Raw genomic sequence first — 18,581 nt, 5'->3', positions numbered from 1 at the left:
GCTTTCGGTATCCGTCCGAATGCGCTCGGGACATTCTCTAGAACTGGATGCCGATCTTGCGACCGCGCTCCCACACCAGCCGGCTGCTCTTCTTGATGCCCGCGTGGAGAAAGATGAACCGCTTCGGGATCGGCGCCTGCCCGGCAACGTAAAGGCAAGCCCCGCCGGCGCTCACATCGATGACCTGGCACTCCAGCACGGGACTCTTGGGGTCGGCGAAAATCTTGCCGGCCTTCGGCACCAGCCCGCTCGGGCGCACTCTCATATGGCGCCGCTTTTCGATCGACATGTGGCAGCCCTGCGACAAGACCACTGACTGGAAGCGGCAGCGTAGCGGAGCGACGTTAATGCGATGTTAATCATCGCCCCCCCCGGCCGGCGGCGCGGCACCGGCCCGGGGGACGGACGGCACGGCCGCGCTTGACGCGCAGCGGGGCGGTTTGCGATGCATGTTGCGAGCCGATCGGTCTTGTCGCGGGCGCCCGCGGTCGGCTCGGCGGCGTCCAAGGACGAGCCGTCCGATGCGAGACGTTCCGGTGCGAGACGTTCCGGTGCGAGACGTTCCGGTGCGAGACGTCCCGGTGCCGAGACGTCGCAGTGCAAGGAGCATGAGGCAGCCATGGCGAGCTACGACCCGTCGAACGTGTTCGCGAAGATCCTGCGTGGGGAGCTCCCCTGCCACAAGGTGTACGAGGACGACCGCGCCTTCGCGTTCCTCGACATCATGCCGCGCTGCCCCGGCCACACGCTGGTGATCCCGAAGGCGGCGGCCCGCAACATCTACGACATCGCCCCGGACGACCTCGCCCATGTGCACAAGGTCGCGCAGATGATCGCCAAGGTGGCGACCGCGGTGTTCAAGGCCGACGGCGTCACCATCCAGCAGTTCAACGAGCCGGCTGGCGGCCAGGTGGTGTTCCACCTGCACGTCCATGTGCTGCCGCGCCGGGACGGCGTGCCGCTGAAGCCGCCCGCCACCTTCAAGGAGGAGGCCTCGGTGCTCTCCAACCAGGCCCTGACACTCGGCGCCGCCCTCAAGGGCTGACGCACCGGCGAATCCCGACGGTCCGCCGACAGGATCGCACGGCCGAGGCGAAGCGGCTCCCGCTTCGCCGAAGGACGCGTCAGCCGCGCAGCGCCGCCGCGATCGCTTTGGTGTTGGTGCGCATCATCTCGATATAGGTCGGCGCCGGACCAGCCGCGTCGGAAAGCGCGTCCGAGTAGAGCGTGCCGCCGACCTTGGCGTCGGTTTCCTTGGCGATGCGATCGAGCAGGCGGTGGCCCGAGATGTTCTCGACGAACAGCGCGCGGATCTTGTCCTTCTTGATCTGCCGGATCAATTCGGCGATGTCGCGCGCGGTCGGCTCGGCCTCGTCGCCGACGCCCTTGGCGCCGCGGAAGTCGAGCCCGTAGGCGGCGCCGTAATAGCGGAACGCCTGGTGGGCCGTGATGACGCGCCGCTTGTCCTTCGGAATGTCCGCATAGGCCGCGACGATCTCGCGGTCGAGCGCGTCGAGCCGCGCCAGATAGTCGTCGGCGTTCCTGGCATAGGCGGCCTTGTTGCCCGGATCGGCGGCGGCGAGCGCGTCGCGGATGTTGGCGACATAGACCTTGGCGCCGGCGACCGACTGCCAGGCGTGCGGATCGTCATGGCCGTGCCCATGATCATGGTCGTGGTCGTCGTCCGGCTTGGCCATCGCCTTGACGCCGTTGCTGGCGACCGCGATCGGCCCGGCATAGCCCGAGGCCTTGATCAGGCGGTCGGACCAGCCCTCGAGGCCGAGACCGTTCACCACCACGAGCTTGGCTCCCAAAAGCTTTCGCGACTCCGCCGGCGTCGGCTGGAAGGCGTGCATGTCGGCGTTCGGCCCGACCAGAAGATCGACCACCGCCAGCGCCCCGCCGACCTCCTTCACCAGGTCGCCGAGCACCGAGAAGGTCGCCACCACCTTGACCGGCTCCGCCGCCCGCGCCGGCAGAACGGCAAACGACGCCGCGAGCACACCCAACGCCCCGGCTCCTCCGGCGACGGCACCGAGCAGGCACCGCCGCGACAACCGCATCTCCCCGAGCCGAGCGTCCATGGCCGCAACCTCCATGTAATAACATTACAGTTCAGAAGCCGTTCTATCCGCTTCCGCGGCCCTGTCAACGACGAAGCCGCCGCTCCGGAGGAACGACGGCCGTCAAGGTCGCGAAATGTGGTCGATCCGCAGGCGCCCGCGCCGGGTGCCGCAGAAGGCCGGCTCAGTGGGTCCAGAGGCCGCGCCGCGTGTAGGCGAAATTGTCCGAATAGGCGATGGTGCGGCGGCTCGGCACCTTCGGCTCCAGCACCTGGTAGGCGATGCCGCGGCTTTCGCAGTAGACGATCGCCTCTTCCCTCGAATCGAAGCGCAGCCGCACCTGCTGACGGGTGTCGCCGGAGCTGGTCCAGCCCATCAGCGGTTCGACGCGGCGCGGCTCGTCGGGCTCGTAGTCGAGCATCCAATGCTTGGTCTTGGCGGTTCCCGACTGCATGGCGTTGCGGGCCGGCTTGTAGATGCGTGCGATCATAGGCGCCTCGATGAACGTCAACCGCAGGGCTGGTCGGGGCAGCAGGATTCGAACCTGCGACCTGGAGTACCCAAAACTCCCGCGCTACCAGGCTGCGCTATACCCCGCCGCAGGGACCATGCTGGTTCTCGATACACGCTTCGTCGGGCGGCAGCAACGCCGGCACGGCCATGCCGGCCTACCGGCCCGAGAAGACCGGATGGCCGACCCGGTCACCCGGCGCGATGCCGAGCTTCTTGGCGGTGCCGCCGACCACCTCCAGGACTGCCCGCACCGGCCCGCCCGACGGGATGACGCGCTCCGACAGCGGCTCGGTGTTCTCGGCGATGCGATGGATACGCCCGTCCGCCGTGATGAAGATCATGTCGAGCGACACGTAGGTGTTCTTCATCCACATCGCGATGCTGTCGTCGCGCTTGAAGTCGAACAGCATGCCCTCCCCTTCGGGAAGCTGCTTGCGGTACATCAGCCCCTGCGCCCGTTCGGCATCCGTGACGGCGAGCTCGATCGAGAAGACGTGGACACCGGTGCGGGTGGCGATCTCCAGCACCCCGCGCTCGGCCGCGATGGTCGGTGCCGGTGCGAGGCCGGCGGCAAGGAGGACAGCGAGCGCCCCGAGGGCAGCGAACAACGCGAAGCGACGGGTCATGCGGAACCTTGCGGGTTGCGCCGGGCCACGGCCCCGGCGGGCGGCGCACGCCACCCTAAACGATTTGCCTCATGATGGGAGGTGTTTCCGCCATCCCGATGACGGCTGCGGGACGCGTCACAGGACTGCGGATAAAGCTGCTCCCGGCCGCCCGCGCAACGCGGACGCCGCCGTTCCTGGGACCTCACGTCAATGCGAGGCGAGCGCGTGCGTACCGCCGTCGGGACGCACCTCGGCGGCCATCAGGCCCTTGGGTCCCGGACCGAAACGCACCAGCACGGTCTGGCCAGGCCGAAGCTCGGCGAGGCCATAGCGCCGCAGCGTCTCCATGTGCACGAAGATGTCGGGCGTGCCGTCGCCGCGCGTGAGGAAGCCGAATCCGCGCAGGCGGTTGAACCACTTCACCACGGCCCGCTCGAGCCCGCTGGTGGGAACGATCGTGACGTGGGTGCGGGGCGGCGGCATCTGGGCCGGATGCACGGCCGTGGTTTCATCCATCGAAACGATGCGGAAGGCCTGAAAACCTTTCGGGCGCGCCAGCGCCTCGCACACGATGCGAGCGCCTTCATACGCCGTCTGATAGCCGTCGCGCCGCAGGCATGTCACGTGGAGCAGAACGTCCGGCATGCCGTTGTCGGGGACGATGAAGCCGTATCCCTTGGCGACATCGAACCATTTGATCATGCCGGTGATCTCGACGACCGCGGTACCCGCGTCATCGGCGAATTCACCGAGGGCATCCGTCAAGCCGTAGCTCTCGCTCGGCCCTTTCGACCCAAAATCGTCCGTGGCCATGGACGTACGCCGCCGCTTTGGGCGCCTCTTGTAGAGCGCTTGACCGAATCTCTTGCTGCAAAAGATATCGACGCCGACCTCAATGGGAAACAGGAAAATGAACTTGCCGCAATCTCTGCGCTAAATCTGTGCATGACTTGGCGGTTCCTCGACGGAACGCGAGTCGAATCAATGCGCCACGAAGGGCGCCAGCACGCTGCCGATGTCGGCATGCACCACCAAATCGGCGGCGTCGTCGAACTCGGTCGGCTCGCGATTGAGGATGACGAGCTTGGCACCGCCGCGTTTGGCGAGCAGCGGGAAGCCGGCGGCGGGCCACACCACCAGTGACGAGCCGATCGCGAGAAACAGATCGCAGCGCCGCGTCAGCGCCTCGGCGCGGCGCATCGCCGCCTCCGGCATCGCCTGGCCGAACGAGACCGTGGCCGTCTTCACGGCGCCGCCGCAGTCCGGACAATCGGGCGCATGGCCGCTCGCGGTGAAGCGCTGCTTCACCCAGGCGAGCTCATAGCGAAGGCCGCAGCCGAGACAGAGCGCGTAGGTGGTGTTGCCGTGCAACTCGACGACGTCCTCGGCGGCGACGCCCGACGCCTGGTGGAGATTGTCGATGTTCTGGGTGACGACGGCCGGCGCCTTGCCGGCGCGGTAGAGGCTCGCCAGCGCCAGATGTCCGCGCCCGGGCCTGGCGGCCGCGAACTCCGTCTCCATGGCGAAGCGGCGACGCCACGCCTCGTCGCGCCTCTCGCGGCTGGCCACGAACTCGTCGAACGGGATCGGGGCGTTCTTGGTCCATACACCGCCGGGCGAGCGGAAGTCCGGGATTCCACATTCGGTGGAGATTCCGGCCCCGGTGAACGGCAGCACGACGCTCGCCGCCTCGATCAGTGCGGCGAGCCGCCGGCGGGCTGTCTCCACGTCGGACGCGATCATATATTCACCCGCGGATGGCCGGCCGCTGAGGGTCACGGCCGCCGACTGCTCCAAGAGGACTCCATGCGATATCTGCACACGATGCTTCGCGTCCGCAACCTCGACGCCGCGCTCGATTTCTACTGCGGCAAGCTCGGCCTCGTGGAGACGAGCCGGCGCGTCGACGACAAGGGACGCTTTACCTTGATATTCCTCGCCGCCCCCGACGACCGCGACGGTGTCGCCGCGAGCCGGACGCAGGGCCGCCCTGCTCCACTGGTCGAGCTCACCTACAACTGGGACGGCGACGAGGACTACGGCGAGGCCCGCTATTTCGGCCATCTCGCCTTCGAGGTCGACGACATCTATGCTACCTGTGCGCGCCTGCAGGCGGCCGGCGTGACCATCAACCGGCCGCCGCGCGACGGTCAGATGGCGTTCGTGCGCTCGCCCGACCTCCATTCGATCGAGCTCCTGCAGAAGGGCGAGGCCCTGCCCCGCCAGGAGCCCTGGGCCTCGATGCCGAACACCGGCCACTGGTGAGCCGCGCTCGTCGCTTTTCGGGGGATGCGGGCGCCACGGGCGACGCGACATCGGGGCGGTCGGAGGAGCGTGCGGCCGCCCCGCCGGGACGCCCGCGCGGTCGCTTGCCGCAACACCGAAACGCCTCTATATGTCGCCGCTCGACAACGTCGCCGCGTCTCGCGGGTCGACCTCGCGCCCATCGTCTAGCGGTCCAGGACGTCGCCCTTTCACGGCGAAAACAGGGGTTCGATTCCCCTTGGGCGCGCCACTTAGTACTCATCTCTGAACACACGGAATCGGCGTTCCGGCTCGCCAGAACGGCTTTTTCAAGCACATCGGTTCTGCCTTTGATCCGGATCTGGTGGTCATCGACTTCCACGGCATCGATCAGCGACTGCAAATAGGCCTTGCGGAACGGCACCGACCCGCTGGTAAATTTCTCGCGCATGGTCCGGCTGAACTGCTCGATCAGCGCCGGATCGATGACGATCGGGGAGACCGCCTGCTGCTTGGCACGATCGAGCGCCGCCTTGGCCCGGTCACGATCTGCTTTGAGCGCCTCGAGCCGGTCCTTGAGGACGGTATCGATCTCCGCGAGGCCGTCCTCGACCAGCCGATAGAGCCGTTTGAGCTTGTCTTCTGCGTCGGTGACTTCCCGCTGCAGCGCAATCAATCGGCCGTCGAGGCTTTCCGCCTTTTCGGCGCGCCGTGCCGAGAGGGATGACAGGATGGCGGCGACCCGCTCGGGCGGGAAGAGCCGCTCCAGCAGATGCGAGGTCACCAGCCCATCAAGCTTCTGCATGGGGATTGATCGTCCCTTGCAGACAGTCTTGCCCTTGGTCGCGCAGGTCGAGCAGGTATAGTAGCGGTAGACGCTGCCTCCTGCCGAGGTGCCGGTGCGCAACGTCATCCCGCCGCCACAGCTTGCACACACGGCGAGTCCGGTCAGAAGGATCGGCCCGGTGGTGACCCGCGGCGCCACCGTTTTCGGGTTGCGGGCCCGCAATTGCCGCTGGACCTGCTCGAACAGATCGGTCTCGATGATGGGCGGAACGGGAATCTCAATGACCTCGTCGGCTGGCTTGCGTTCCTTGGTCTTGGACGAGGCCACGTTGAATCGCCACCGGCCGATGTAGACGGTGTTCGTCAGCAGCTTATGCACGGTGCTGACGCTGAACGTCATGCCTTTGCGCGTGCGGTGACCGCGCGCATTGAGCCACTTGACGACCTCCTTGACACCGAGTGCACCCGAGGTGCCGTCCCCGTGCAAATAGAGGTTGAAGATGAGCCGCACCGTTTCCGCTTCGACCGGATCGATGGCAAGCTTCTTCTTGATCTGTGTGCCACGCTTTTCGGCCTCGACCACGGTGTAGCCGAGCGGAGGGGTGGCGCCGTTCCAGAACCCCTGGCGCGCATTCTCCTTCATCGAGCGAATGACGTGCTTGCCGTTCTCCTTGGACTGGTACTCGTCGAACAGCGCGATGACCTTGCGCATCATCGCATGCACCGGCTCGCTCTCGTCGCCAACCGGCTGCGTGATGGAAACGACCTTGACCCCGTGTTTGGACAATTTGCGGAGATAAAACTCCTGCTCGAACGCCTCGCGAAAAAACCGGCTGTAGCTGTGCACGACGATCAGATCGAAGGCCCGCTCTCCGTCGCACGCGCGCTCGATCATCTGCTGGAAGGCGGGCCGGCGATCGTCACCGCCGGAGGCGCCGGCCTCGATGAACTCGGCGGCCACCGTGCAGCCCTGGACCCGGCACCAGTTGGTCAACTGACGGAGCTGATCCGGAATCGAGAGGTCGTGCTCGGCCTGCCGGCCGGTCGAGACCCGCATATAGAGCGCGGCACGCGGTGCGGAGCTTGTTTCCGACGTAAATAGCCCAAGCTTCCGACTTGCCATCAGAGACGTCCTCATCCGTATTGACTGTTGCAGCGACGCCGACCTTCGCCAAGCGCGTCTCCGCTGAGTTTCCACTGCGCAAACAGGCCATCGAGGGCCGCACCGAGGTACGTGTCGATGGCGTCCAACTCGCCGGAGGTCACCGGGATGATGTCCGGGAAGTCGTCGACTATGTCAGGGACCCTCCCGGCCGTCATCACCGGTCGGCAACCAGCTTGGCAAGGCTGGGGTTTGGCCATTCGGGGACGCAGGCGCTCTGCATCGGCTGCTTGGCGGTTGACATCAGCAAGCGCGGGGCCTTCGCCGCCGCGGTGGTCATCCACCCCGACCGAAGCCTGCTGCGCCAACCGGGATTTCTGCCTCATTGCAAGCCGCACTTCCCCGACACCCAGGCCCGCGCGCATGACTGCGAACGCGCGGGATCAAGGCTGTCTAACAAGACAAGCGGAAGGGCAGCCCGAGAGGGCCCGGAAACTGGAGTAGTCTTGTGCAATAATGCTGCTGCGGCTTATCGAAGCGTCGGACTGGGCATCCGCACGTATTTCATTGAGGCGGCGCCATGCGGTTTATGAATCTCCCGGACTTCCCTCGTAAAATAGAGATTCTCGATGTAGATCACTTGCTGCGCAGTCGGTTTGATCTCGGCATCGTCATGTGGCCGGAGCACGCAATACCGCTGCTCGGGTACATGTGCCATCCGAACGACCTCGAGCCGCGAGACGATCTCTACGGCACGCTTTGGGAATGGTCGGAAGATTCAGGAGCGAGGCGTCCCACCATTCCGCTCAAGCTTGGCCGGATACAGCACGAGTGGCTGCGGGTCGCTGATGTCTTCGACCGTTATCGCATCCTGCTCGACGGACAGCACCAGGAACGTCGTGGCGGACCGAGCATCGGCAAGGCCATTACGCTGGTCGAAGCGAAGGCAAGAAGCCGCGGCACCGTGGCCGCCACGCTTTGGAAGCTTTGGGCGAAATACAAGGACGTCGCGCACCTCGTCACCGCCGCCACGATGATCACAGTCGAGGTGCGACACAGGTTTCCGGAGACGTCATTTGGGCAACTCGGACTGGACCTGACCCGAATTGGTCCCTTCGAGATATCATTGCTCCTGCCGGACCTTGTTCTCGCTGCAGGCATGACGTTCGAGCGTCTGGGCCTCAGCCTCGCGTCCGAGACGCGTGAGGAACCCGCGCTCGATCCCGAGACGCTATGGCGCATACGGCCAGACATGAACGTGGTGCCCGTCTCCCTCCCCGTTTGGGAGCTTGGACGGCAGGACCTCGCGGTCCTCAACGACCGGCGCGCAGGCAACCGGGGTAGCGCCCAGCGCAAGACTACTCCAGTTTCTGGCTAGCACTGATTGGCCGCTTATCGGCCCCTGTTACTCCTGATCCGCAATGGCAGCGCACGCGCGTCCAGACGACGCTGCTGTCGATCGCCCTCTCGGATGCACAGGAGACCCCGTCATGACCGACCAGTCGCCCCTCTCCACTACCGACGCCCCCGAGTTCACGGCGTTGATGACCCCGAAGGAGTTCGCGAGGCTCCTCAAGGTCAGCGTCTCGTGGCTCGCCAAGGCGCGCCAACGCGGCGAGGGCCCGCCGTTCATCCAGCTCGGCCGCTCGATCCGCTACTTCCCGCTTCACAATCCGGAATGATGGTATTCGCCTGAGAGACAGCAACGGGCCGCCTCTCAGGCTTAAGTCCAGTACAGCGCGATCATAAATACATCGCCATACATCAGGATAGTCGATTGACCAAAATATTGGGAATGACAGCCTCAGTATATGTAGCCGATATGCTGTTGACACTTTCCCAAAAAACACCAGAATACGTCAGCCGCTATCCTGGTCATCTCCCGGCGCCAAGGATGCCTTCCCAATGACCGAAACCGCCCTCATCGAGCCCTCCTTCGCCGACGCCCTGCGGGCGATCGAGCAGTCGACCGACCTGGCGCCGCAGAAGCGGGCCCAATGGGCATCCGCGCTGCGGCAGATCGCGAAGGCGCTCGACAAGCCGATGGAGACGCTGCCCGCGCGGTGGACGGCGGTGACGTTCAGCATCGAACGCCTCCACCACGCCGTGGTGGGCGCCAACTCCAAGACCTTGGCGAACCAGAAGTCGAACGTGAAGGCCGCCCTGCGCTGGTTCGCCGACGAGGCCGCCGTCCCCAGTCGGGGCGCTCCGTTGACGCCGGCTTGGCAAGCCCTCCGTGACAAGCTGCCGGACGACCGGCAGCGCGCGAAGTTATCCGGGCTGATGCGCTACTGCTCGGCCAAGGGCATCGCGCCGGAGGCGGTCGACGAGCCGGTCTTGGACCAGTTCATGCGCTATCGCGGCGAGACGACGGCGCTGGCGACCAACGCGGCCGCCCGACGCGCCATCGCCCGGGCCTGGAATGCCGCCCCCGAGACGATCGAGGGCTGGCCGGCGCAGCGGCTGCTGGAGCCGCCCATCACGGCAGCGCGCGGTCCCGCCTGGGAGGAGTTTCCGGAAGGTCTGCGAAACGACATCACGGCGCATCTCGATCGGATGACCGCCAAGAAGCGCAGCCTCAACGGCAAGCGTCGGCGCCCGTGCAAGGCCTCCACGGTGCGCACCCGGCGCGCCGAACTGCTGGCCGCCGCGCGCACGGCGGTGCGGCTCGGTATCCCGATCGAGAGCCTGACCTCGCTGTGCGCGCTGCTCCACCCCGACGTCTCGTCCCGCGTCATCGAGGCCTACTGGGAGGAGGACGGGACGGAGCCCCGCGTCTACACGATCGACCTCGGTTGGAAGGTCCTGTCGATCGCGCGCGAGCTCGGGACCTTCACCGAGGAGGAACTGGATCGGCTGAATGAGGTCCGGGAGACCCTGGAGCTGTGGCGCCGCGGCGGGATGACCGAAAAGAACCTGACCCTGGTCCGCCAGGTCCTCAGCGAGGGTGTCTGGGCGCGGGTCTGCGGGCTGCCCGGCATGCTCATGAAGCAGGCGCGCCTGCTCCGAGAGCAAGCTCAAGTGAAGGCGGCCGTCACCGCACAACTCGCGGTCGGGATCGGCATCCTGCTGTTTGCCCCGGTGCGCCTTGCCAACCTGAGCGGCATCAAGCTCGACGAGAACTTGATCAAGCCCGGGGGGCCCCAGTCGCCCTACCGGCTCGTGTTCCCGCACTACGACGTGAAGAACCGGGTGGACCTCGAATACCCGCTCGACGACGAGCTGACGTCGCTGATCGACGAGTACGTCTACGACTACCGACCCGCCCTGCTCCGGGGCTCCAATGAATCCTGGCTGTTCCCCGGGGAGGCCGGAGGCCACAAGAGCGGCAGTACGTTCAGCGAGCAGATCATGGACCGGGTCGAATCCGCGACCGGCCTGCGCCTGACCGCTCATCAGTTCCGCCATGCTGCCGCGGCCATCTGGCTCAAACACCACCCGGGCGATTACGAGACCGTCCGGCGCGTGCTGGGGCACCGCAATATCCAGACCACGATCCGCTTCTACTGCGGCCTGGAGACGATCCAGGCCAATGCCATGTTCGGCGACATGATCCGCGGTCTCATGCGCCCCGAACTTACGGGCGCGTGACGAGAACAATCCAATGCAAGACCTTCAGCCGCAACCGTCAGGTCAAAAGGAGCGTATGACGGCAGGCTTCACCTCGTTGCCGATCGCGAAATGGCCCACCGCTGATCGGCTCGCGTGGGACGCCGCCTGCCAACCCGGCGCGCGATTGAAGCGGGGCGGAGCCGCGGCGCACCTCAAAGAGGTTACCCGCAAGGATCTGGCTCGCCGTTACGGCTATTTCCTGAGCTTCGTCGAATGGTCCGAAGGCCTCGATGCGCAAGGATCCGTTGCAGCTTACGTGACGCCCCATCGGGTTGCGTGCTACGTGGCCGAACTCCAGAAGCGCGTGGGTTCGGTCACGGTCCAGGGCAGCATCTACAAGCTGCGTCGCACCGCCCAACTCCTCAACCCCGCCGGCGACGTCCGGTGGCTGTGCGATCTCGAAAAAGACCTCGCCCTGGAGGTTCAGCCGCATTCCAAATTTGGCCGCCTCGTTTACAGCAACGTGCTGCTGGAAGCTGGCCTCACGCTCATGGCCGAGGCACATTCGATCATGGTCTGCACGGAGCTGAAGCGCGCACGCCAAGTCCGCAACGGGCTGATGATCGCCCTCCTCGCCTGTCACCCCATTCGACTGAAGAATTTCGCCGGCCTCGAACTCGGACGAACGATCCGCAAGGTCGCGGACGATTGGTGGATCGTTTTGCCCGACCGTGAAACCAAGGAAGCCCGTCACGATGAGCGCAAGGTCGATCCCTGCCTTCAAAGGTGGATCGACCTCTATGTCGAGTTCTATCGGCCCACCCTCACCCGCGAGGATCGCCTGCACCATTTCCTTTGGTCTTCATCCAACGGCGATGCGATGACGTACGCCTCCATCGAAAAGGTGATCAAGGCAACGACGTTGGAGACCATCGGCGTTGATGTATGTCCCCACCTGTTCCGGACAGCCGCGGCCTCAACGGTGGCGACTTCGGCTCCGGACTTGCCGGGCTTGGCCGCCTCGCTCCTCCACCACACCAGTGCCACGGTCACTGAAGAGCATTACAATCGAGCAAAAAGCAGCAGCGCCGCTCAGGCGTTCGGCGCACTTCTTCGCCAAGTGAGTAGCGGCTCAGCCTGACCCGCAGGAGTTACGGTTGCGCAAACACAGCTTTTCGTCGCGATGCGTCGCGATTGACGGGAGGACCTTGCGGCAGAACTTCGATGCCTTCGCGGATCGCATGGCGGCGCACGTCCTCGGCGCCTTCGCCGTCGATCACCGCGTCGTCCTCGCCCACAAGGTGGTCAACGAGAAATCGAACGAGATCCCGGCCGCCCAGACCCAGATCACCACCCCGGGGCTGAGCGGTCGCGTGGTCACGCTCGATGCCATGCACTGTCAAAAAAGACTTTCGAGGTCGCGCGACCGGCAATGAACTGGTCGTCCAGGTCAAGGACAACCAGCCGACCCTGCTGCACGGTATCGAAAACATCGCCGCCATCACGGTGCAGGTCGCGGTCGACGCCAGCAGCACGCTCGGTCGAAACCGCCAGGATCGGCACCCGCGGTCTTCATGCTCGGATCGGCCCTCGCCGACACCGAGTGGGGATTGCAGATCGACGGCAAGGCCCTGCGGCGGGCCTATGAAGCCGGCAAGGCGCACGCACCCAAGATGGATGGTGTCGGCCTTCACGACCGAGATGCGAATGACGCTCTCGAGTCCGGCCGCGAAGGACGGAGACGAGGTTTCCGCCGCCCTCGAACTGCTCGGTCTCGTCGACCTCGCCGACAAGATCGTCACGGCCGATGCGCTGCACTGCCATCGTCGCATGGCGCACTGCGTCGTCGCCCGTGTCGGCGATTACAGTCTCGCCGTGAAGGGGAACCAGGAATCCCCGCGAAGCTATGCCGACGAGTGCTTTCTGTCCGTGAAGAAAAAGGCCCACCCCACCGACGAGACGACCGAGCGTGGGCCACGGTCGCACCAAGACCCGGCGCGCGGCTCGTTGTCGGCGCCGGAGATCTCGGCGACTACCAAAGCGCTCTCACCCGACCAGCAACGTCAAAGCTAAAGTCCCATGCCTTTGTACCAATCGGGCCGATCGTAGTGCCGCGCTCCTGAGGATTTTGCGTTCGCGTCCAAGCGGCGGACTTCTGCTGGCCAACTAGAGAGCGCGAGTTTTATTGCATCTTTTTTAAACGGGATATGTACTGCACAAGCATCCCGCAAAATAGCAGGGCATCGATCTATATCCAGCCGCGTTTTGTTGTTAAGATTTGCGACGATAATCGGCAGTCCTAGGGTCCGGACCCATAAAAGTGTTGGCAGCGTGAGAGGGTTGTGATTCACGGTTTCCGGGAGGAGCCGTGATGACCCAAGATTTCTTCTGGCTGACAGAGGCGCAGTTTGATCGCATCCGTCCGCACCTGCCGACCGACACGCGGGGCAAGGCGCGAGTGGACGATCGCCGTGTGATCAGCGGCATCGTGCACGTCCTGAAGTCCGGCGGCTGCTGGGTCGATGCTCCGGCCGTCTACGGCCCCCGAAAGACGCTCTACAACCGCTTCGTCCGGTGGGCCGAGAAAGGCGTTTGGCAGAAACTCTTCCACGCTTTGGCCAGCGCCGGCGGACCGCCCGAGCAAGTTCTGATCGACAGTTCCGCCGTGAAGGCCCATCGCTCGGCGGCCGGCGGGAAAGGGGGGCGCAGACGCAGGCGATCGGCCGTTCGCGCGGTGGCCGCACAACCAAGATCCACGCGCTGACCGACCGGCATTGCCGACTGATCGCCTTCCTGCTCACCGGCGGCAACGTCGCCGATTGCACGGCCGGGCACGACCTCCTGAAGCAGTTGCCGGACGCGCGCATTCTGCACGCCGACAAGGGCTACGACTCGAACGCGATCCGAGCGCAGGTCGAGGCCAACGGCACCATGCCGAACATCCCGCCCAAGGTGAACCGGCGCTGGAAAAGCACGTTCTCGCGAGTCCTCTACCGCAACCGAAACGCCATCGAACGCATGTTCTGCCGGCTGAAGGACTTCCGCCGTGTAGCAACCCGATACGACCGCCTCGCGGTCAATTTCCTCGCTGCGGTCCACATCGCCGCAACCATCAGCTACTGGTTATGAGTCCGGACCCTAGGCTTTCGCCACCGTGTTATTCAGTTTCAATGACTTAGGCCACAATCCAACATTCCGTGTCGGACACAATCGCGCCATATTCGGGTGGCGAAAGGTTCGGACCCTCCCCGCTCATTCAATCATTAGATTTATCAATGGCTTAGCACATCGCTCGGTGCGGAATTCCGACAAAGAGCGGATTCAAGCCGCCGACAAAGAGCGTTCGCGCATCCAGCGTGCTCGTTGGTCGAGAGCAGGACGGGGTGCTGGCCGAAGGCGGCCGGATCGGCGAGCGGAAACGCGCTCACCAGCTCGGCGCCGTCGGCCAGGACGCAGATCGAGTCACCGACCGCCTGCACGGCATAGAGCCGCTCCCGCGGCCAGATCAGCAGCCCGGTGAAGGCGGCGTAGCTGCCCCGCCGGTAGGCGTTGCGGCGATAGGGCGGCCACGCCCGCTGATCGAACGAGCGCTCGTAGTCGTGGCGGGCGCCGGCGAGGCGTTCGCCGTCGAGCGGCGGATGCCCGACAAAGGCAGCCGCCAGCAGCCGGGCCCAGCGGCCCGACGCGAAGGACGCGGTGGCGCCGTCGCACACGACGAACCGCTTCGCGTCCGGACTCACGACGAACGCGTCCTCGTTCTCGCCGGGCGCGTCGAACCGCTTCGGGACGCTCCAGGCGCGCAGCCGGCACATCGTGGCGCCGCGCGCGGTCAGGCCGGCGGCGTCTCCGCTGGTGCCGCCCCGACGGGCGCCATCGCGGGAGCCGTCCCGGATGCGGTCGAGACGGGCTCCGCCACCGTCGTCCCGGTCGGCTGGACCACCGGCGCGTTGGCCGGCCTGGTGCCGATCTGGAAGAACTTGGTGATCGTCTCGGCGCCGGCCTTGAAGCCGAAGAACCGCGAGGCCGGAGCGATCGGATAGGCCTCCTGGGCGGCCGGCCGCAGCGGCGCCGGGATGACGCTCGACATCCGGAACAGTTTTTTGGCGTAGTCGTCCGGAAGCTGCTCCTCGGTGGCCGGGAAGATCACCTCGGCGGCGGGGTCGCGGCTGACATGGAGATTGAACAAGAGGCAAGCGCCGTCCCAGGTGGTGATCGCCTTGATCTCCATTGCGGCGGGCTCCGGATCGCTGTCGGTCGGCTCGCCGTCGGTGACATGGAAGACGATCGGCGGGAACGATGCCGGATGCTCCTTCACCCACGCCTTGACGATGTCGCGCGTCTTTTCCAGGGCTTGCACCATCGGCGTGTCGCCGACCGCCGCGGCCTCGAACCAGACCTCGGATTCGACCTGCTCGATGCGGGTGATGCCGAACTCGTCCGGATATTTGAAGGTGGTGACCTCCAGCCGGGCGGGCGAATCGGCGATCGTCGAGATCGGGTGGAAGAACGCGTCGGTGTCGGTCCAGACGCTCTTCACCGCGCCGTCGGAATAGGACAGCGCGGCGACATGAAAGTAATCGCGGACGGATTCGTCGCCGCGCGTGCACTGGTTGACGAGCTCGCGAAGAGCCTCGTTGACGCAGTTCGCCAGGAAGCTCGCCAAGGTCTTCCGGGTACCGTGCAGCGTCTCGTTCATCGAGGAGGACTGGTCGAGCAGGAAAATGAATGCGGCCGGATTGTTCCGGCTGATCTCGGCGTCATAGGGCATGGTCAGTCTCGCAAGGGGTGTGGCCGATCATAAAGGACCGTAGCGGCCGCCCATGATACCGTAGCGCCCGCCCATGATACCGTCCCGCCCGCCATTTCCAGAGAGTAAATCGACGGATCGCCGCGACGTGATCGCGCACCGTGGCGGGCGGGCGCGCCGCGCTCGGCCCGGCATCCGGCCGGACGAGCCCCGGGACGTCGGCCGGCGAGAGGTTGCCGTAATACAATTGTCATTTGGCCTGGATAGCCTAGCCCATCGGCGTAAGACGCTGGTGTTTCGGCAAGAGCAGGTCGGGCGCGGGACGCGGGGCCGTCTTTCGGCATTCACGTTCCGCCCGTGTGGAGAACCAGTCGGCGCTCCGTCTCGGCGCCTCGGCGGGTGACCGGTCGATCAAGCGGTGCGAGCGTGGATCGATCCTCTCTGGCCGTATTGCTGATCCTCGCGGGTGCGTCCTGCTCGGCGCCTCCGGCGTTCGGTCAGGCCTCGCCGCCCACCGAGCTCGGTCAGATCGACCCTGTCCCCGTCGCCCCTGTCCACGTCGCCCCTGCCCACACCGACCCTGCCCACACCGCCCCGCGCTACATCGACCCGAGCCGCGACCGCGCGAGCGACGACGGCCCGAGTCGTGACGGCCCGGGTCATGACGGCAGCCGGCCGGTGGTGCTCGATCTTCCGGCCCAACCGCTCGAGGATGCGCTGAGAGCATTCGGCGCCGTCGCCCGGGTGCAGATTTTTGTCGATGCCGATCTCGTCAGCGGCCGGAGCGCGTCGGCCGTCAAAGGGGTACTGATGCCGGCCGACGCCCTGCGGACCCTGTTGTCCGGGTCCGGCTTGGCAGCCCGTGCGGTCGACGGGCAAGGGTTCACGCTCGTGGTTTTGCCGCCGGGCGGGGCGGACGGACGGCCGTCGGCATCGAGACCCGCGACCATCCCGGCGTCCGTCCTTCGGTTCCGCGATTTCTCGGCGAGCCTCCAGGCCGGCTTGCGGGGCGTCTTGTGCAGCAACGAGGCGACGGCGCCCGGCTCCTATCGGTTTCTCGTGCGCCTGTGGATCTCGCCGTCGGGTGCCGTGGGTCGGGCGGACGCCGTGACGTCGACCGGGGACCGCGCGCGCGATGCCTTGCTGTCGGACGCCCTGCGCGGCCTGAGGATCGACCCGCCGCCGCCCGGGCTGCCGCAGCCCGTCACCCTGCTGATCGCCGCGGGGAACTCTTCGGCCGGCTCTTGCCACAGCGATCGGGCCGAGGTCCGGAGCGCCGGTCCCGCACGCGAGGCGGCCCAATGACGACCGCCCTCATGTCCATGCTGCGGCGTCTGCTGGTGGACGATTATCGTGACCTGAAAGAGCGGCTCGCCCGCCGCTATGGCTCGAGCGACTTCGCCAGCGAGGTTCTGCACGAGGCATGGCTGCGGCTCAATCGCGTCGACGCCGGTCCGTCGGCGGCCGCGCTGGACAATCCCAGGGCGTATCTCTACCGCGTCGCCCTCAATGTCGCGACCGATCGCCAACGCGCCGAAAAGGCACGGTTGACCGCGGCCCAGCTCGACGCTCTGTATCGGACGGCCCGGAACGATCTCGATCCCGCTCGCATTGCCGAGGCCCGCTCCGAGCTCGCGGCGCTCGCCAAGGCAATTCGAGGATTGCCGCCGCGCCGGCGGGCGGTGTTCACGGCGGCGCGCCTGGAGGGGCTGCCCTACAAGCTCATCGCCGAGCGCCTGGGCGTGACGGTTCGGGTGGTCGATCGCGACATGAAGCTGGCGCTCGATCAACTGAGCGAAATTCTGAACAAGAATCCGCCGTCGGAGGGCGGAAGCGGTGGTCCGGAACCGTCATCATGACGACGAGACACGATGCCGAGACGTTTCGAGCCACACCAGCGATGTCGAGTGAAGCGCCGGCCATGACGACATCCGACGACAGCGATCCCGAACGCGAGACGGCGCGGGACAAGGCCCTCGGCTGGCTGCGGCGCCTCAACAGCGGCGAAGCGACCGGCGACGATCTCGCGGCTCTGTCGGCCTGGCGCGCCGAGAGCCCGGCGCATGCCCGCGAATTCGCCGAGGCGGCGATGCTGTGGACGCTGTCGGCGGAAGCGGCTGCCGCGGCGCAAGCCGGCGCGACGCTTCCGTCCCCGGCCGGAATGCACGCGGCTCGGCGCCTGCCGCGGCGGGCGTTCCTGGTCGGCGGCGGCGCCCTGGCGGCCTCGGTCGCGGGTGGGCTCTTGGTTCGCCCGCCCGCGGACCTGTGGCCGTCGCTGGCCGAGTTGAGCGCCGACTACCGCACCGGCACCGGCCAGCGCCACACGATCGAGCTCGCCCGCCGGGTTTCGGTCGAGATGAACACCCGAAGCAGCCTCGACCTGCGCGCCGCCGCCGACGGCGTCACCGAGGTCGCTCTGCTCAACGGCGAGGCGGCCTTCGCCAAGGCGGAGGCCGCGGGTCCGGACCTCGTCGTATCGGTCGGCCCCGGCACCGCCCGGGCCGCCAAGGCGTCCTTCAATATCCGCAAGGATGGCCCGCTGGTGCGGGTGACGTGTGTCGCCGGCGAGGTGGAGGTGCGTTGCGCGGCCGCGGCCGCGGCGCTGCGCACCGGCCAGCAGGTGGCCTATGACGATCGCGGGCTGAGGCCCGTCGCGGCGGCCGACGCCGAGGTCGTCACGGCCTGGCAGCGCGGCCTGCTGATCTTCCAGCGCGAGCCGCTGTCCTCCGTCATCGACGAGGTCAACCGCTATCGGTCCGGGCGGATCGTGCTGGTCGACCGCCAGCTCGGCCGTCGTCAGGTGGTCGCCACCTTCCGGCTCGATCGCATCAACGACGTCATCGACTTCATGGCCAAGGCCATGAACCTGCCGACACGATCATTGCCGGGCGGCATCGTCCTGGTCGGCTGACCGCGGGCCGGCGCGCCGGCCAGCCTCGCAAGCCCGGACATCGACGGCACGCCGG

Annotated in this window: 22 protein-coding genes, 2 tRNA genes and 1 pseudogene; 14 read left to right on the top strand and 11 right to left on the bottom strand. The window is 66.3% G+C overall.

The features are described from left to right. Positions 1-37 precede the first annotated feature (37 nt). Positions 38-289: a PilZ domain-containing protein gene (locus tag HXX10_RS06265; protein ID WP_296520773.1), complete on the bottom strand. Its 252-nt coding sequence runs from the start codon at positions 287-289 to the stop codon at positions 38-40. Between the two features lie 330 nt (positions 290-619). On the opposite strand from HXX10_RS06265, the gene HXX10_RS06260 reads away from it, so the two are divergent. Continuing rightward, complete coding sequence (locus HXX10_RS06260; protein ID WP_296520771.1) at positions 620-1,045, top strand: HIT family protein; 426 nt, start codon at positions 620-622, stop codon at positions 1,043-1,045. Between the two features lie 79 nt (positions 1,046-1,124). On the opposite strand, the gene HXX10_RS06255 is transcribed toward HXX10_RS06260, so the two are convergent. The 6 genes from HXX10_RS06255 to HXX10_RS06230 all read right to left on the bottom strand — a co-directional run bounded on the left by HXX10_RS06255 (position 1,125) and on the right by HXX10_RS06230 (position 4,927). Then, a complete protein-coding gene (locus HXX10_RS06255; protein WP_296520769.1) occupies positions 1,125-2,084 on the bottom strand; it encodes a zinc ABC transporter substrate-binding protein in 960 nt (319 codons plus the stop codon). Between the two features lie 163 nt (positions 2,085-2,247). Beyond that, positions 2,248-2,553 carry an ETC complex I subunit gene (locus HXX10_RS06250; RefSeq protein ID WP_296520767.1) on the bottom strand — a complete coding sequence of 102 codons (306 nt, stop codon included), beginning with the start codon at positions 2,551-2,553 and terminating at the stop codon, positions 2,248-2,250. 30 nt (positions 2,554-2,583) lie between these two features. Continuing rightward, positions 2,584-2,660: transfer RNA gene (locus HXX10_RS06245), tRNA-Pro, on the bottom strand. A gap of 71 nt (positions 2,661-2,731) precedes the next feature. Further along, positions 2,732-3,202 carry a DUF192 domain-containing protein gene (locus tag HXX10_RS06240; RefSeq protein ID WP_296520766.1) on the bottom strand — a complete coding sequence of 157 codons (471 nt, stop codon included), beginning with the start codon at positions 3,200-3,202 and terminating at the stop codon, positions 2,732-2,734. Between the two features lie 189 nt (positions 3,203-3,391). Next, on the bottom strand, positions 3,392-3,949 hold the full coding sequence (locus HXX10_RS06235) for a cold-shock protein (RefSeq protein ID WP_296520764.1): 558 nt from the start codon (positions 3,947-3,949) through the stop codon (positions 3,392-3,394). Between the two features lie 216 nt (positions 3,950-4,165). Further along, the gene (locus tag HXX10_RS06230; protein ID WP_296520763.1) at positions 4,166-4,927 is read right to left on the bottom strand and encodes a Sir2 family NAD-dependent protein deacetylase; all 762 of its coding nucleotides are present in this window, start codon (positions 4,925-4,927) and stop codon (positions 4,166-4,168) included. 63 nt (positions 4,928-4,990) lie between these two features. Here HXX10_RS06230 and HXX10_RS06225 point away from each other — a divergent pair, with 63 nt between their 5' ends. The 3 genes from HXX10_RS06225 to HXX10_RS06215 all read left to right on the top strand — a co-directional run bounded on the left by HXX10_RS06225 (position 4,991) and on the right by HXX10_RS06215 (position 6,155). After that, positions 4,991-5,449 (top strand): VOC family protein, encoded by a 459-nt coding sequence (locus HXX10_RS06225; RefSeq protein WP_296520761.1) that lies wholly within the window; start codon positions 4,991-4,993, stop codon positions 5,447-5,449. A 174-nt stretch (positions 5,450-5,623) separates the two neighbouring features. Next, positions 5,624-5,699: transfer RNA gene (locus HXX10_RS06220), tRNA-Glu, on the top strand. Positions 5,700-5,792: 93 nt separating this feature from the next. After that, a complete protein-coding gene (locus HXX10_RS06215) occupies positions 5,793-6,155 on the top strand; it encodes a hypothetical protein (RefSeq protein WP_296520759.1) in 363 nt (120 codons plus the stop codon). A 54-nt stretch (positions 6,156-6,209) separates the two neighbouring features. On the opposite strand, the pseudogene HXX10_RS06210 reads toward HXX10_RS06215, so the two are convergent. Both HXX10_RS06210 and HXX10_RS06205 read right to left on the bottom strand, forming a co-directional pair. Further along, positions 6,210-7,271: pseudogene (locus HXX10_RS06210) on the bottom strand (recombinase family protein); the annotation flags it as partial. A 77-nt stretch (positions 7,272-7,348) separates the two neighbouring features. Then, the gene (locus HXX10_RS06205; RefSeq protein WP_296520757.1) at positions 7,349-7,741 is read right to left on the bottom strand and encodes a hypothetical protein; all 393 of its coding nucleotides are present in this window, start codon (positions 7,739-7,741) and stop codon (positions 7,349-7,351) included. Positions 7,742-7,896: 155 nt separating this feature from the next. Between HXX10_RS06205 and HXX10_RS06200 the strand changes: the two genes are divergently transcribed. The 7 genes from HXX10_RS06200 (at position 7,897) to HXX10_RS06165 (ending at position 13,997) form a co-directional block, all read left to right on the top strand. After that, complete coding sequence (locus HXX10_RS06200; protein WP_296520755.1) at positions 7,897-8,694, top strand: hypothetical protein; 798 nt, start codon at positions 7,897-7,899, stop codon at positions 8,692-8,694. 112 nt (positions 8,695-8,806) lie between these two features. Next, a complete protein-coding gene (locus HXX10_RS06195) occupies positions 8,807-8,998 on the top strand; it encodes a helix-turn-helix domain-containing protein (protein ID WP_296520754.1) in 192 nt (63 codons plus the stop codon). A gap of 223 nt (positions 8,999-9,221) precedes the next feature. Next, entirely contained in the window at positions 9,222-10,907 is a 1,686-nt protein-coding gene (locus tag HXX10_RS06190; RefSeq protein ID WP_296520751.1) for a site-specific integrase, read from the top strand. Positions 10,908-10,962: 55 nt separating this feature from the next. Further along, positions 10,963-12,009, top strand: a complete 1,047-nt coding sequence (locus HXX10_RS06185; RefSeq protein ID WP_296520748.1) for a tyrosine-type recombinase/integrase — start codon at positions 10,963-10,965, stop codon at positions 12,007-12,009. A gap of 16 nt (positions 12,010-12,025) precedes the next feature. Continuing rightward, positions 12,026-12,304 carry an ISAs1 family transposase gene (locus tag HXX10_RS06180; RefSeq protein WP_367141935.1) on the top strand — a complete coding sequence of 93 codons (279 nt, stop codon included), beginning with the start codon at positions 12,026-12,028 and terminating at the stop codon, positions 12,302-12,304. Between the two features lie 241 nt (positions 12,305-12,545). Then, positions 12,546-12,941 carry an ISAs1 family transposase gene (locus HXX10_RS06175; RefSeq protein WP_296520745.1) on the top strand — a complete coding sequence of 132 codons (396 nt, stop codon included), beginning with the start codon at positions 12,546-12,548 and terminating at the stop codon, positions 12,939-12,941. A 298-nt stretch (positions 12,942-13,239) separates the two neighbouring features. Next, positions 13,240-13,997, top strand: a protein-coding gene (locus HXX10_RS06165; protein WP_367141934.1) for an IS5 family transposase whose coding sequence is annotated in 2 segments (ribosomal slippage) — positions 13,240-13,579 and positions 13,579-13,997 — 759 coding nt in all. Because the reading frame shifts where the segments join, the coding sequence is not laid out codon by codon here. A gap of 143 nt (positions 13,998-14,140) precedes the next feature. On the opposite strand, the gene HXX10_RS06160 is transcribed toward HXX10_RS06165, so the two are convergent. Further along, a complete protein-coding gene (locus HXX10_RS06160) occupies positions 14,141-14,680 on the bottom strand; it encodes a hypothetical protein (protein WP_296520741.1) in 540 nt (179 codons plus the stop codon). Positions 14,681-14,697: 17 nt separating this feature from the next. Next, the gene (locus tag HXX10_RS06155; protein ID WP_296520739.1) at positions 14,698-15,636 is read right to left on the bottom strand and encodes a vWA domain-containing protein; all 939 of its coding nucleotides are present in this window, start codon (positions 15,634-15,636) and stop codon (positions 14,698-14,700) included. Between the two features lie 429 nt (positions 15,637-16,065). On the opposite strand from HXX10_RS06155, the gene HXX10_RS06150 reads away from it, so the two are divergent. From HXX10_RS06150 to HXX10_RS06140, 3 genes are all read left to right on the top strand, one after another. Beyond that, positions 16,066-16,920, top strand: a complete 855-nt coding sequence (locus HXX10_RS06150) for an STN domain-containing protein (protein WP_296520737.1) — start codon at positions 16,066-16,068, stop codon at positions 16,918-16,920. Next, the gene (locus HXX10_RS06145; RefSeq protein WP_296520736.1) at positions 16,917-17,474 is read left to right on the top strand and encodes an RNA polymerase sigma factor; all 558 of its coding nucleotides are present in this window, start codon (positions 16,917-16,919) and stop codon (positions 17,472-17,474) included. Before HXX10_RS06150 ends, HXX10_RS06145 begins: the two co-directional genes overlap by 4 nt. Positions 17,475-17,536: 62 nt before the next feature. Continuing rightward, the gene (locus HXX10_RS06140; protein WP_296520734.1) at positions 17,537-18,526 is read left to right on the top strand and encodes a FecR domain-containing protein; all 990 of its coding nucleotides are present in this window, start codon (positions 17,537-17,539) and stop codon (positions 18,524-18,526) included. Positions 18,527-18,581: the final 55 nt, after the last annotated feature.

The sequence above is a fragment of the Rhodoplanes sp. genome (assembly GCF_013377085.1).
Classification (GTDB): domain Bacteria; phylum Pseudomonadota; class Alphaproteobacteria; order Rhizobiales; family Xanthobacteraceae; genus Rhodoplanes.
The sequence above is the reverse complement of the archived record's forward strand: the minus strand, read 5'-3'. Positions and strand labels throughout refer to the sequence as shown.